The organism is Agromyces sp. H17E-10, from assembly GCF_022919715.1.
Classification (GTDB): domain Bacteria; phylum Actinomycetota; class Actinomycetes; order Actinomycetales; family Microbacteriaceae; genus Agromyces.
This window is the reverse complement of the sequence record NZ_CP095042.1, coordinates 1,785,250-1,799,924: the sequence shown is the minus strand read 5'-3', so window position 1 is coordinate 1,799,924 and position 14,675 is coordinate 1,785,250. Positions and strand designations below refer to the sequence as shown.

The 14,675-nt window shown below is 74.7% G+C and carries 7 protein-coding genes; all 7 read left to right on the top strand.

What is annotated here, in order from left to right; all coding sequences use genetic code 11:
* The first annotated feature begins 183 nt into the window (after positions 1 to 183).
* The 7 genes from MUN74_RS08015 to MUN74_RS07985 are packed head-to-tail and all read left to right on the top strand — an operon-like array spanning position 184 to position 14,672.
* Entirely contained in the window at positions 184 to 1,323 is a 1,140-nt protein-coding gene (locus MUN74_RS08015) for a serine/threonine-protein kinase (protein WP_244855962.1), read from the top strand.
* A complete protein-coding gene (locus MUN74_RS08010; RefSeq protein ID WP_244855961.1) occupies positions 1,323 to 7,295 on the top strand; it encodes an Ig-like domain-containing protein in 5,973 nt (1,990 codons plus the stop codon). The genes MUN74_RS08015 and MUN74_RS08010 overlap by 1 nt, the downstream gene beginning before the upstream one ends.
* Positions 7,296 to 7,347: 52 nt before the next feature.
* Entirely contained in the window at positions 7,348 to 8,313 is a 966-nt protein-coding gene (locus tag MUN74_RS08005) for an AAA family ATPase (RefSeq protein WP_244855960.1), read from the top strand.
* Positions 8,310 to 9,698 carry a DUF58 domain-containing protein gene (locus MUN74_RS08000; RefSeq protein ID WP_244855959.1) on the top strand — a complete coding sequence of 463 codons (1,389 nt, stop codon included), beginning with the start codon at positions 8,310 to 8,312 and terminating at the stop codon, positions 9,696 to 9,698. Before MUN74_RS08005 ends, MUN74_RS08000 begins: the two co-directional genes overlap by 4 nt.
* Positions 9,695 to 12,265, top strand: coding sequence for a transglutaminase-like domain-containing protein (locus MUN74_RS07995; RefSeq protein ID WP_244855958.1), 2,571 nt, complete (start codon positions 9,695 to 9,697; stop codon positions 12,263 to 12,265). Before MUN74_RS08000 ends, MUN74_RS07995 begins: the two co-directional genes overlap by 4 nt.
* Positions 12,262 to 13,836 (top strand): DUF5684 domain-containing protein, encoded by a 1,575-nt coding sequence (locus MUN74_RS07990; protein ID WP_244855957.1) that lies wholly within the window; start codon positions 12,262 to 12,264, stop codon positions 13,834 to 13,836. The genes MUN74_RS07995 and MUN74_RS07990 overlap by 4 nt, the downstream gene beginning before the upstream one ends.
* A complete protein-coding gene (locus MUN74_RS07985; RefSeq protein ID WP_244855956.1) occupies positions 13,833 to 14,672 on the top strand; it encodes a PP2C family protein-serine/threonine phosphatase in 840 nt (279 codons plus the stop codon). Before MUN74_RS07990 ends, MUN74_RS07985 begins: the two co-directional genes overlap by 4 nt.
* Positions 14,673 to 14,675 lie beyond the last annotated feature (3 nt).

Here is a 14,675-nt window from a genome sequence, read left to right as displayed (position 1 = left end):
CGGGCCGGCGGCCGATTCGGCGGCACGACCGGCCTCGTTTAGGATGTCCCCCGGATGCCGCGGCTTCGCCGCGCCGCCGCTCGGGGGAGTTCGCCTTCGCCGACGGTTCCGGCGAGGCATCCGTCACCCGAACCCGACCGGCCCCGCCGGCGACCCGAACAGCCGGCAGGAGGGGCGCAGCTCGTGGCCAAACGCCTGCCCTCGGCACCCCCGGTCCTGTCGGGCTACAGCTACGTCCGCCCGCTCGGCACGGGCGGGTTCGCCGACGTGTTCCTCTACGAACAGGACCTGCCCCGCCGCGTCACCGCGGTCAAGGTGCTGCTCGTCGACGTCGTCGACCCCGAGGCCCGCCGCGCGTTCACGGTCGAGGCCGACTCGATGGCCCGGCTGAGCGCGCACCCGTCGATCGTGACGATCTACCAGGCGTCGATCTCGGCCGACGGGCGGCCCTACTTCGTCATGGAGTACTGCCCCGAGTCGCTCGGCGCCCGGTCGAAGCGCGGTCCGATGCCGGTCGGCGAGGTGCTCGACATCGGCGTCCGCATGGCCGGCGCCCTCGAGACCGCGCACCGCTCGGGCCTCCTGCACCGCGACATCAAGCCGTCGAACCTGCTCGTCAACTCGCTCGGCGCGCCCGTGCTGGCCGACTTCGGCATCGCCGGCACGATCGGCGACGGCGGCGCCGGCGACACGTTCGCGATGTCGATCCCGTGGAGCGCGCCCGAGGTGCTCGGCGAACGCACCACGGGCACCGTGGCCACCGAGATCTGGAGTCTCGGCGCCACCCTCTACACCCTGCTCGCCGGCCACAGCCCGTTCGAGCTGCCCGATCGCAGCCGCAACACCGTCGACCAGCTGTCGCGGCGCGTGCTCGGCGCGAAGTACACCCCGCTCGCCCCGCGCGGCGTGCCGGCCCGCATCGACACCGTGCTCTCGACGGCGATGCAGCGCGACCCCGCGCGCCGGTACGGCTCGATGGCCGAATTCGGCGAGGCGCTGCGCTGGGCGCAGTACGAGCTCGGCGTCGCGCCCACGAGCCTCGAGGTCGCCTCACCCGAGTGGGCGGCCGCGGCCCCGCTCGATTTCACGGATGCCGCGGAGCGAGGCCCGGTCGTGACGACCGTGAACCCCGACTCGCGTCGCGCGAGCCGTGCCGCGGCGACGGCCGCGGCCCGCCCCGCCGGACCCCGCATCGACGACGGCGGGCTCGCACCCGCCAGGGCGCGCGGCGGGGCGTGGAAGCCCGTGCTCATCGGCGTCGGCTCCGCGGTCGTCGTGATCGCGCTCGCCGCCGCCGGCCTCGTCATGTCGGGACTGATCTGATGGCGCGCCGCCGCGGGGCGATCATCGGTGCGATCGCCGGCGTCGCCGCCGTCGCGACCGTCGTGACCCTCGCGGTCACCGCGAACGGCTACGAGGCGCAGGAGGTGCCGCAGCTCGAGACCTCGATCTGGGTCACGCGCGACGCCGGCCAGTACGCCCGCGTCAACACCGACCTCGCCGAGATCGACCTCGTGCGCGACGTCGACGACCCGAGCACCATCGTGCAGTCGGGCTCGACCGCGGCGATCTTCAGCCAGGGCCTGCGCCAGCGATGGTCGATCGACCCGGCCGACCCCGTCGACCTCGTCTCGGAGGACGGCGGCGGCTCGGTCCCGACGCCGACCGGCACGCGCGACGTCGTCACGGCCGGCGACTGGATCGCCTACCGCACCGACACCGGCACCGTGCATGCCGGGCGCGTCGACGGCGACGACGCCTTCCCCGTCGACCCCTACGCCGAGGAGCGCGGCGACGGCGGCGACGACGAGACCTACGCGGCGACCGCGGTCGGCGTCTCGCCGGCCGGGCTCATCGCCATGTACTCCGGGCGCGAAGCGGCCGTTCGGCTCTACGACGCGTCCACGGGCGAGTTCACCGGCGGCGAGGTCGCCGTGCCCGAGCCGCCCGCCGCCGACGCCCGGCTCGAGCTCGCCGTGCTCGGCGAGCGATGGGTCATGCTCGACCCCGCCGCCGGCCGCGTCTGGATCGCCGGGCGCGACGCGCCGGTCGACCTCGACGTGGCTGCCGACGCCCGCCTGCAGCAGGGCTCCGGCCCCGAGGCATCCGTGCACGTGGCCGACTCGGCCGGCCTCGTCGAACTGCCGCTCGACGGCGGCGATGCCGACCGCATCGTCGACGCGACGGGCGCGCCCGCCCAGCCCATCCTCGTCGGCGACGAACTCGTCGCCGCCTGGCTGTCGACCGACGGCGGCTCGGTCTGGACGTCGGACGGCGGCGAACCGGTGCCGCTCGAGGTGCCGCAGGGCACCGCAGGCGGCGACGGGCCGCAGTCGCTCACACCCGTCCTGCGGGGCAACGGCGACCGTGCCGTGCTCAACGAGACGTCGTCGGGCCTCGTCTGGACCGTGCCCGACGGTCGCCTCGTGCCGCTCGCGCAATGGGAGCTCGACGACGAGATCGAAGACCGGGTCGGCACCGAGGAGGTCGAGGACCTCGCCCGCCAGGAGCCGCCCGTCGCCGTCGCCGACAGCTTCGGGGTGCGCGCCGGTCAGCAGGTCGAACTGCCGGTGCTCTACAACGACCACGACCCGAACGCGAAGGACGTGCTGACGGTCGACCCGGCCTCGATCACGGGCGGCCTCGCCGACCCCGCGTTCGGCGAGCTCGCGCTCACCGCGAACGACCAGACGCCGACCGTGCGGGTGCGCGCGAAGTCGGGGTCGACGACGTTCACCTACGCCGTCACCGACGGCGCGGCGAGCTCGGCACCGGTCACCGTCACACTCACCGTCGTGCCGGGCGACGTCAACTCGGCACCGGTCTGGTGCGGGGTCGACGACTGCCTGCAGACGTGGCCCGAGCCGCAGCTCATGCCGGGCGGCACGGCGCTCGTGTCGGTGCTCCCCGGCTGGGTCGACCCCGAGGGCGACCCGTTCGTGCTCGCCGACGCGCAGCCGGTCGACCCGAGCGCCCCCGTGAGCGTCGTGCCGATGGCCGACGGCCGGGTCGCGATCCGCCACACCGACCCGAACGCCGCGGCCGAGAAGGTGCAGGTGCGCCTCACCGTCGCCGACGTGAACGGGGCCGCGACCGAGGCGACCCTCGACGTGCGGGTCACGACGAACGCCTCGCTCGAGGTCGCACCGGTCGCGGTGACCGCGGGCGCCGCCGAGACCGCGATCGTCGACATCGCCGAGCACGTGAGCGGCGGGTCGGGCTCGATCCGACTGCTCGACGCCGTGCCGACCGCGGCCGCCGCGAGCGCCGGGCTCGCGGTCGTGCCGAACGCCGCCGCCGGCGAGGTCGAGCTCACCGCTGAGAAGCCCGGCGCCTACCTCGCGACGTTCACCGTGCAGGACCTGGTGACCCGCGCCGAACAGACCGCGACGATCCGCATGACGGTCGCCGCGCCCGGCGCACCCACCGCGCTCGCCCCGATGACCGCGTTCGTGCGAGCGGGCGAGGACACGATGGTCGACGTGCTCGGCGCCGCGCAGAACACGAGCGGACGGGTGCTCGTCGTGACCGGCGCCGTGTCGGCCACGCCCGAGCTGGGGGTCGGCGTCGTCGCCCAGTCGCAGGTGCGAGTGACGGGCGTCACCCGCAACGGCGAGCCCGGACTCGTCGGCCGGGCGAAGGTCACCGTCTCCGACGGCGCCGGTGCGACCGCGACCGGCGACCTCAGCGTGTTCCTCGTCGCGCCGTCGGCGGGTCTCAGCCCCATCGCCATGCCCGACACCGTGACGATGCGCGCCGGCGAGCTCATCTCGATCCCCGTGACCGACAACGACGTGAGCCCGCGCGCCGAGGCGCTCGTCGTGCACCCCGAGGTGACGAGCTCGGGCGCCGACGGCGAGCTCGCGTTCGCCTCGGGCGACGACGTGCGCTACCTCGCCCCGAAGACCCCGGGCACCTACGAGCTCGGCTACGCCGTCGGACTCGCGCAGGCGCCCGAACGACTGGACCACTCGACGGTCACCGTCACGGTGCTGCCCGACGGCGCGAACCGCGCACCGCAGCCGCACCCGCTCGTCGCGCGCGTGCTGAGCGGCCAGAGCGTGCGCATCCCGGTGCCGTCGACCGGCATGGACCCCGACGGCGACCGCACCGTGCTCGTCGGCGTCGCCCAGCCGAAGGCCGGACTCGGCATCGCGACCATCTCCGCCGAGGGCGACGCGATCGTCTACACCGCGCCCGAGAACGGCACGGGCGACGGGCAGCCGTCGTTCGAGTACACCGTTCGCGATGCGTCAGGCTCGGAGGGCGAGGGGCGCGTGCGCGTGGGCGTGCTCACCGCCGCCGTCACCGACGCGGCGCCCGTGACGTTCAGCGACTACGTGCGGGTGCAGCAGTCGGCGCCCACGCCCGTCACGGTCGAGCCCGCCGGCAACGACCTCGACCCGGCGCAGGGCGAACTCGAGCTCGTCGGCGTCGTGCCGAACGCACCCGAGGGCAGCCCCGAGTACGACCGCCTGGCCGAGCTCATCGACTCCTCGACCGACCCGGCCGCGGGGCGCGTCGTGCTGCACCCCGGCGACGTCGCCGGGTCGAACTCGTACCGCTACACCGTGCGGAGCGCGAAGACCTCGTCGACGGCCGAGGGCCTCATCGTCGTGAAGGTCACCGAGGGCGAGTCGCCCGACGCGCCCGTCGTCGCCGACACGGTGGTCACCGCACGTTCGCGCGCCGACCTGCCGAAGGACGGGCTCGACGTCGTCGCCGGCCACGTCACGTGGGCGTCGGGCGACCTCTCGGCGCTGCAGCTCGAGCTCTGGGGCAAGGCTCCCTCAGGCTACCGCGTCGACGGCCACCGCATCGTCGGGCCGCTCCCCGACGACGGCGCGCTCGTGCCGTTCCGCGTGCACGGCACCGACCGGGCCGGGCGCGACGCCGAGGCGTTCGGCTTCCTCGTCGTACCCGCGGCCGACGACCTGCGGGTGCAGCTACGCGGCGACCTCGACGAGATCGAGGTCAAGGAGGACCAGAAGGTCGCGTTCGACGTACGGGAGCTGCTCGACCTCGCGCCCGACGACTCGGTCGACGTCGGCACCGACGGCTACACGGTGCAGCGTGCGAACGCGAGCTGCCGCCCCGCCTCCGGCGGAAGCGCCGAGTACGCAGCCGGCCGGGACGCCCCGTGGAGCGACCACTGCCTCGTACCGGTTCGTCTCGACGGCCAGCAGAGCTGGTCGTGGGTCGGCGTTCCGATCTCGATCGTGCCGCGCGACCCGCAGGCGATCCTCTCGGCCGTGAGCCGAACCGTCGCGCCCGGCGCCGCCGAGAGCGTCAAGCTCTACGACGAGATGACGACGTGGGAGGGCGGACGCGAGGGCGACCGGTCGAAGCTCGACTACTCGGTCTCGTACTCGGGCAGCGCGTTCACCGTCGAGCAGAAGGGCGACACGGTCTCGTTCGAGGCGCACGCCGACGCCCGCCCGGGCACCCGCGAGACGGCGACCGTCGGCATCAGCGCGTTCGGCGGCCTCACCTCGGCGATCACGCTCGTCGTCGGCCAGGCTCCGCCCGACACCCCGCGCGGAGCGGTGTTCACCCAGCAGTGCTCGGTCGGCGACGGCGCCTCCTGCACGATCGCCGTCGTCGGCGTCTCGGGGGAGTACGACCCCTTCGCGGGCAAGACGGGCGCGGGCCTCAAGCTCGCCGGGCTGTCGGCCGGCGCGAACAGCTGCCAGGTCGCGAGCATCCGCGCCGTCGACGACCGGTCGGTCACGGTCACCTGGCCGAGCGGCAAGAACGCGTTCGGCGGCGAGTGCGTCGTGCCGTTCACCGTGACCGACGCCCAGGGGCGTTCGGGCGACGGACGCCTCACCGTCGACCTGCTCGGGCTCCCGCAGGCTCCCGCCTCGGTGTCGACGGCCGACTACACGGCGAACTCGGTGACGCTCGAGGTGTCGCTCGGCGAGGCGCTCCGCGCCCACCCCGACGTGACCGGCATCGAGATCCTCGAAGGCGAGCGCACCGTGCGCGCCGACTGCAAGCCCGGAGCACCGGGCGTGTGGTGGTGCACGGTCGGCGGACTCACCCCCGGTGAACGGCACCGCTACGCCGCCCGTGCGGTCAACAGCGTCGGCGCATCGACCCCGACGAGCCCCGTCGAGACGTGGAGCTACCAGGCGCCCGTGATCTCGTCGGCCGTCCCCGCCGTCGTCTACCGCGAGGGCACGACCGCCCCGAACGCGGGCGTCGTCGAGCTGCGCATCTCGGCCGAGCGCGATGCGCGCTCGTTCCGGGTGCGGGAGACGGGCCAGGTCATCGACCGTCGCGGGGCCACGACGACGGCCGAGCTCACGCTCGCGCCCGGCCCGCAGATGCTCACCCTCGTGCCGATCAGCATCTACGAACCGCCCACCGGGCGCGGCGGCAACGAGGGCGGCAACTTCGTCGTTCCCGTGACCGTGGCGGGCTCGCCCATCCTCAGCCCCAACGGCATCGCCGCCGCCGCGGCGTCGAACACGTCGATCCTCGTCACGGGCGTCGGGCTCGACGCGAACCACAGCGCCCGCGCGTCGGAGCTCGTCTATCTCGCGTGGCAGCGTGGCGACGCCTCGTGCCGGGCCGACGGCGACGGCGGGCTGCAGACCTCCGGTGCCGAGGTCGTCTCGAGCTCGTCGACGATCGCCGGGCTGCAGGACAGCCAGCGCTACTACGTGAAGGCGTGCGCCTCGAACGGCTTCGGCGTCGTCGAGACCGAGACGGTCCGCGCCGACACGATCCACGACGTCGACCCGCCGAGCGGCACGCTGACGTACACGGTCGCGACCGCGCCCGCCGGCAGCGGGGACCACTTCGAGTACCGGCTCTCGCAGGCCCCCGTCGTCGAGACCTCGAAGGGCTTCACGCCGTACTTCTACCTGTACGGCGACTGGCACGAGGACTTCCAGCTGCAGACCTGGGGGCTGCCGGGCGACGTCAAGGTGAAGACCTGCAAGCGTTCGTGGTGGGACACGAAGTGCTCCGGCGAGGTCGCCGTGATCGCGACGACCGCCCCGACCGAGGTGACGGTCGACTTCGCGGCCGGCTGCATCCCGAGCCAGGACGAGCTCGGCGTCACCGTCTCCGAGGCGGCGCGCGGTTCGTACGAGATCCGCAACTGGCGCCAGACCGACCCGACGAACGCGCCGCTCGCGGTCGCCTACGACCTCGTGTTCACGGGTGACTTCGTCAAGCTGGAGCCGATCCCGCGCTCGGGCGAGCTGTGCCCGCCGCCCGAGCCGACCCCGACACCGACCCCCACGCCGACCCCGACGCCGACCCCGCCCGCACCTGCCGGCTGAGCGGCCACCCACCCCGAGACATCCACCCCGCCCTTTCGAGAGGACCACCACCGTGACGATCGCACCTGAGCAGTCCGCCTGGTTCGCCGAGACGTTCTCGCTCATCGCCGACAACGTCGAGCAGGCCGTGCTCGGCAAGCGCCACGTCGTCGAGCTCGTGCTCGCGACCGCGATCTCGGGCGGCCACGTGCTGCTCGAGGACGCGCCCGGCACGGGCAAGACCGCGCTGGCCCGTGCGATCGCGCAGACGATCCACGGCACGAGCTCGCGCATCCAGTTCACGCCCGACCTGCTGCCGGGCGACGTCACGGGCATCACGGTCTACGACCAGAAGGCCGGGCAGTTCGAGTTCCACGCGGGTCCGGTGTTCGCGAACATCGTGCTCGCCGACGAGATCAACCGCGCGAGCCCGAAGACGCAGTCGGCGCTGCTCGAGGTGATGGAGGAGGGCAACGTCACGATCGACGGCGTCACCCGCCCGGTCGGCAACCCGTTCATGGTGCTCGCGACGCAGAACCCCATCGAGCAGGGCGGCACCTACCGCCTGCCCGAGGCGCAGCTCGACCGCTTCACCGTGAAGTCCTCGATCGGCTACCCCGACGAGGCGTCGACGATGCGCATCCTGCAGGCGGTCGGCGCCCCGAAGCCGCGCCTCGACGGCATCGTCGGCACCGACACGATCGTCGCGATGACCGAGCTGAGCCGCGGCGTCTACGTGAACCCACTCGTCTCCGACTACGTCATGCGCATCGTCGACGCCACCCGTCGCGCGAGCGAGGTGCGCCTCGGCGTGAGCGTGCGCGGCGCGATCGCGCTCTCGCGCCTCGCGATGACGTGGGCCGCTGCGGCCGGCCGTACCTACGCGACCCCCGACGACGTGCGCGAGCTCGCCGTCGCCGCGCTCGCGCACCGCCTCGTGCTCGAGCCCGAGCCCGAGTTCGACGGCGTCACCGCGATCGCCGTCGTCAACCAGATCCTGCTCGACGTGCCGGCGCCCCGGGAGAACGGCGTGGCGTGACCGAACCGACCGAACTCCTCACCAAGCCCGCGACCGCCGACACGCTCACCTCGACGCGTGGCGCGACGGTCACACGGCTGTCGCGCACGCGCCGCGGCCCCATGGCCGAGGGCGCTGCCCGGCTGCGCCGTGGTGCTCGGGCCGCGGGCGGCGCCGTCCGGCGCGCGGTCGCGTGGGTGCGGGAGACGGTCTCACCGGCGGGGATGCTGCTCGCCGCGCTCGTCGTCGCGGGCATCGTGTGCGGCGCCCTGTTCGGATGGTTCGAGGCCTGGGTGGTCGCGGCGATGGCGGCGACCCTCCTGGTCGTGTGCGTGCCGTTCCTGCTCGGCGCGCACGACTATCGCGTGAAGCTCGACCTCGACCGCGACCGGGTGGTCGCGGGCTCCGAGATCCGGGGGACGCTCGACCTCGTGAACAGCGGGTCGCGTCCGTCGCTGCCCGGCGTCGTCGACATCCCGGTCGGCAAGGGACTCGTCGAGGCGCACATCCCGCTGCTGCGCGGCGGCGCGCACCACCGCGAAGAGCTCGTGATCGCGGCGCAGCGCCGCGGCATCATCGACGTCGGCCCCATGACGGTCTCGCGGGGCGACCCGCTGCGCGTGCTCCGCCGCGAGATGAGCTGGCCCGAGGTGCAGCGCGTGCACGTGCACCCCGTCACGGTCGCGCTGCCCCCGTCGAGCGCCGGGCTCATCCGCGACCTCGAGGGCGCCCCGTCGAACCAGCTCGTCGACGCCGACCTGTCGTTCCACGCCGTGCGCGAGTACGTCGTCGGCGACTCGCAGCGCCACGTGCACTGGAAGTCGACCGCACGCACGGGCAAGCTCATGGTGCGCCAGTACGAGGAGTCGCGCCACGCCCGCATCGCCGTGCTGCTCGACCTCGACCTCGACGGCTACTCGGGCGACGACGAGTTCGAGACCGCCGTGAGCGCGGCCGCGTCACTCGGCGTGCAGGGCGTGCACGAGGGACGCGACGTGCTCGTCGGCGTCAGCGCCTGGCTCGACACGGCCGACCGCGGCGCCGTGCAGTCGATGCGCTCGCTGCCGACCGTGACGCCCCGCGTGCTGCTCGACGGCATGTCCGGCCTCGAGGGCGGATCCGCGGCGGGGACGGGTGCCCGCGTCATCCGTCTCGAATCGGTCGCGGCCCTCGTCGCGCAGTCGTTCGGCGACCTCTCGATCGCCTTCCTCGTGACCGGCTCCCAGGTGCCGCTGCAGCGGCTGCGCCGCGCGGCCATCACGCTGCCGCCCGGCATCACGGTCGTCGCGGTGCGCTGCGAACCGGGCGCCGAGCCCGCCGCCCGTCGCTCGCGCGAGCTCACCGTGCTCACGCTCGGCGAGCTGGGCGACCTGCCGCAGCTGCTCGCGAGGGGAGCCGTGCGATGAGCGCCGCGAACGGCCCGAGCACGGCCGCCACTCCTGCCGCCCCCGCGACCCCCACGCCCCCGGGCGTGCGGCCGCGCCGGGCGCGCGGCGGCGACGGGGAGTCGGCCCGCACCGCGCTCGGCATCGGCTACGTCGTCGTCGCCGGCCTGCTCGCGACCGTCGCCGCCTGGCCGGTCTACGCGTCGATGCGCATGCTCGTGGTCGCGGCCGCCGGCATCGTCGCCGGCCTCGGGCTCGCCGCCCTGGCCCGTGCGCTGCCGCTGCGCGGCGTGCTGCGGGTGCTCGTGGTCGTGGTCGCGACGGCCGCCGCGTACGCCCTGCTCGTCGTGCCGGTCGCGATCCCGTCGGCGATGACCGGCCTGCAGCCGTGGCTCCTCGGGATCCGCGACGGCTTCGTCGGCGTGGTCGTCGGGTGGAAGCAGTTGCTCACGCTGTCGCTGCCGCTCGGCGAGTACCAGGCGGTGCTCGTGCCGTTCCTGATCGTCATGCTCGTCGGCACCCTCGTCGCGACCCTCCTCGTCGTGCCCGACCGGCGCAGCTCACCGCTCGCGGTGATCGTCGGCTTCGCGATGTCGGGCTTCGGGCTCGCCTTCGGGTCGTCGACGCTGAGCGAGCCGCTCGTCATCGGACCCGTCGTCGTGCCCGCCCCGCGTGAACTCCTCGTCGGCATCGGCGGACTCGTCGCCGCGCTCGTGTGGCTGCTGCTGCGTTCGCGCTCGATCCGCGCGGTCGCCCTGCGCCGGGCGACGGCCGGCACCGTGCAGCGCGCAGGTCTGTCCGGCTGGCCGGCCTGGCGGCGGCGGGCGCTCGCGGGCGTGCTCGTCGTGCTGGCGCTCGTCGCCGGCGCCGTCGCCACCCCCGCAGCGGCATCCCTCGCCGACCGGACCGCGCTGCGCGACCGGGTCGAACCCGAGGTCGTCGTGCGCCAGACCGCGTCCCCGCTCGCGAGCTACCGCGCGGCGTTCGGCGCCGACCGCGTCGACGAGCCGTGGCTCGAGCTCTCGGGCGACACCGAGGGCCTGCAGCGACTGCGCCTCGCGACCCTCGAGGACTACGACGGCGAGACCTTCCACGTCGCCACCACCGGCCCCTCGTCGCAGTTCAGCCGGTTGCCGCGTGCGGCGGTGCGCGCACCGGGCGACGTGGCTCTCGAGGTCGGCGTCGGCGACGGCTACGCGGGCATCTGGGTGCCCGCGCCGCTCGGCCTGCGCGCTGCACCCGACTTCGGCGGGTCGCGGCAGGCCGCGCTCGACGACGGCTTCCACCGGTCGGCCGACGGCGCGACCGCCATCAGCATCGCCAAGATCCCGGATGCCTCGGGCGCACCGGCCGGCGTCACCCGCGGTCTCGCGCCCGGCGACGGGTACGACCTCGTCTCGGCGCCCGACGCGACCACGAAGCTCGCCGAACCCGGCGGGACCCCGCAGCTCGACCCCGAGGAGTACCCGGCCCTGTCGGCGTGGCTCGAACTGCAGGACCAGCCGAGCTCGGCCGCGGGCCTCACCGAGCTCGTGCAGCGACTGCGCGCCCGCGGCTACCTGAGTCACGCCGCGGTCGACGGACCCGACGCGGCCGGCTGGATCGCGGGCCTCGGCGGCGGCTACTCGTTCCTGCCGAGCTACTCGGGGCACTCGAAGGCGCGCATCGAGGCGCTCTTCACGCAGCTCGTCGACCAGCAGCGACTCGCCGGCCCGAAGGCCTCCGACGCGGCGCTCGTCGCCGGCGTCGGCGACGACGAGCAGTTCGCCGTCGCGATCGCGCTCATCGCGCGCGCGCTCGGCTACGACTCGCGGGTCGTGCTCGGGTTCCGGCTGCCCGACGCGGGCGACGTGCCCGGCGTCGCCACGTGCACCGACGTCTGCACGGGCGGTTCGCTCACGGCCTGGACCGAGGTGTCGGGCGGCGACGACGTCTGGGTGCCGATCGACGCGACGCCGCAGTTCGAGGTCGCGCCGAGCCTCATCCAGGAGGGTGAGCAGCTGCCGCAGCATCCCACGACGCCCGACCGCCCCGACACGGCGACCGTCGACCCGCCCTCCGCGCAGAGCGAGTCGAGCGACGCGACGGCCGCACCGCCCGCCGACGACCCCGTCGTCGGATCGTCGGTCTTCGCGGTGCTGCGCTGGGTCGCACTCGGCCTCGCCGTCGCGCTGTGCCTCGTGCTGCCGTTCCTCGCGCTGCTCGTCGCGAAGGGCGCCCGGACGCGCCGGCGCCGCCACGACCCGGTGCCCGAGCTGCGCGTCGTCGGCGCGTGGGACGAACTGGTCGACCTGTACGTCGACCACGGCGTGATCGACGCCGAGCGCGCCGCGCGCGCCGACACCGCCCGCGCTTCGGGCCGGCCCGCCGCCGCGACGCTCGCGGTGCTCGTCGACCGGGCGGTCTTCGCCGGGGACCCGCCGTCGACCGTCGACGCCGAGGCGGCGTGGGCGATCGTCGACGCCGAACGACGCGACCTCCGCGCGGCGGCTCGCGCGAGGCGCCGACTTTCCGCGAGGCTGTCGTTCGCCTCACTCGTCCGTCCATTCCGCCCTGCTCGCGCATCACTCGAGGAGCCCGCACGATGACCACCGCCGACACGCAGCAACTCGCCGCGCTCTCGCTCATGATGATGGGCATCTCGTTCCTCGTCGGCATCGGCGTGTACGTCTGGTACGCGGCGATGTTCGCGAAGGTGCTCAAGCGCTTCGGCCAGCCAGCCTGGTCGGCGTGGGTGCCCGTGTACAACGAGATGCAGCTGTTCAAGATCGGCGGCCAGCAGCCGTGGCTCGCACTGCTGCTCTTCGTGCCGCTCGCGCAGCTCGTCGGCATCGTGTTCAAGATCTTCGCCCTGCACCGCATCAGCCAGCAGAGCTGGCGCGGCATCGGCACGACCGTGCTCGGCGTGCTGCTGCCCCCGGTGTGGGCGACCGTGCTGGCGTTCGGGCCGTCGCCCGACCCCGAGCAGGGCCGCATGCCCGTGCGCGGGACGCCGACCGGCGACATCCCGCCCGTCGCGCCGACCGGCCCGCTCGCCGGCGCGGCCCCGGGCTCGCCGATCACCGGTGCGCCGGCCGGCGCACCCGTCGCGCTCGGCGGAGCGCCGGCCGCAGGGGCACCAGCCGACAACTGGTTCCTCGCCCAGCAGCAGGGCGCCCCCGCGCCGATCGTGGCGCCGGCACCCGCAGCCGCAGGGCCGGGTGCGGTCGCCGAACCGGCCCCGGTCGCAGCCCCGGCCACGACGCACCCCGACTGGGCGCCCGCCGCCGCGCAGGCGTGGTCCGCCCCCGGCAACGAATCGTCGGGTGCGGCGCCGGCGAACGCGCCGGCGCCGGTGCCCGCGTCGTCGGACTCGGGCATCAGCACGACCGGCGGGGCCTCGGCGCTCGCGTCGCTCTTCGCGCCTCCCGGCGATGCCCCGTCCGCGGCGCCCGTCGAACAGCCCGCCCGCATCCCGGGCCGGATCGAGCCGCTGCCGCCCGTGCCCGTGACGCCGCCGCCCGCTGCCGCCCCGGCGCTGCCCGCCGCGGCGCCGCCCGCCGCGCCCGCTGCGGCTGCAGCACCTGCCGCACCGCTCGCTGCAGCGGCTGCGGCCGCCGTCGCAGCACCCGTGCCGCCCGCCGCCGCCGCGCCGGCCGGGGTGCCGGTCGCAGGGCTGCCAGTCGTGCCCCCGCCCGGATTCGCGGGCCCGGCGACGGTCGCGGCCGCCGCGGTGCCGGCCGGCGGCTACGACCCGGCCGACGCGGAGACGATCGTGACGGGCGACGGCGACGACGACCCGCTCGACCGAACCGTCGTGGTCAGCCGCCGCCCGGTCGTGCCCTGGCGCCTCGTGCTCGACGACGGCACCGTGCTCGCGGTCGATGCCGTGGTCGTGGTGCTCGGTCGCAACCCGCGTGCGGCGCTGACGGGCGAGCAGCGTCTCGTCGTGCCCGACCCGAGCCGCACCCTGTCGAAGACGCACGCCGTGCTGCGCCTCGAGGGCGACCAGTGGACACTCACCGACCTCGACTCGACGAACGGCGTGATGGTGCCCGACGCGTCGGGCGTCGACCAGCTCGTCGACGCGGGGGTGCCGACCCCCGTGCGCGACCGCTTCGTGCTCGGAACGCTCGGCGTCCGCCTCGAGCGCACCGGCGAGACCCCGGGCGGCCGATGACCGACGCCACCGCCGTGAACCTCTCCGCCGCCGCCGCGACCGACGTCGGCCTCGTCCGGCGCGCCAACGAGGACGCGGCGCTCGCCGAGCGGCCCGTGTTCGTCGTCGCCGACGGCATGGGCGGCTACGAGGCCGGCGACCGGGCGAGCGCCGCCGTGGTTGCCGCGTTCCGCGAGCACGTCGCGGGGCGAACGGTCGCGACCCTCGCCGACGTGCGCACCGCGCTCGCGACCGCGAGCGACGCGGTGGCCGCCGTCGCGGCGACGACCGATCGCGGCGCGGGGTCGACCGTCGCCGGCATCGCGCTCGTCGACGACGAGGGCGAGCCCGCGTGGCTCGTGTTCAACGTCGGCGACTCGCGCGTCTACCGTCATCACGGCACGGTGCTCGAACAGCTCACGGTCGACCACTCGCTCGGCCAGGAGCTCGTCGACAACGGTGCCCTCGCCCCCGAGGACCTGGCGACGTTCGAACGCCGCAACGTGATCACGCGGGCGATCGGCGCCCCCGACTCGACGGCCGACAGCTGGCTGCTGCCCGTGATCAACGGCGAGCGGCTGCTCATCTGCAGCGACGGGCTCACCTCGGAGGTCAGTGACGAGGGCATCCGGGCGACGCTCACCATGAGCGGGCGCCCCGAGTCGGCGGCCGCAGCGCTCGTGCAGCGTGCCCGCCAGGCCGGCGGCCGCGACAACATCACGGTCGTCGTGGTCGATGTCGTGTCGGGCGGACTCGACGACCAGGGCGATGCCACCACCGGCCTGCCGCGACCGACGCCGACGAACGCGCCAGAGGTCGACGACGAGACCACCATCCCCGTGCGAGGCCGGTCATGAGCG

Coding starts and splice junctions, on each gene's coding strand:
- MUN74_RS08010 (WP_244855961.1), top strand. CDS start 1,323: ATGGCGCGCCGCCGCGGGGCGATCATCGGTGCGATCGCCGGCGTCGCC.
- MUN74_RS07995 (WP_244855958.1), top strand. CDS start 9,695: ATGAGCGCCGCGAACGGCCCGAGCACGGCCGCCACTCCTGCCGCCCCC.
- MUN74_RS07990 (WP_244855957.1), top strand. CDS start 12,262: ATGACCACCGCCGACACGCAGCAACTCGCCGCGCTCTCGCTCATGATG.
- MUN74_RS07985 (WP_244855956.1), top strand. CDS start 13,833: ATGACCGACGCCACCGCCGTGAACCTCTCCGCCGCCGCCGCGACCGAC.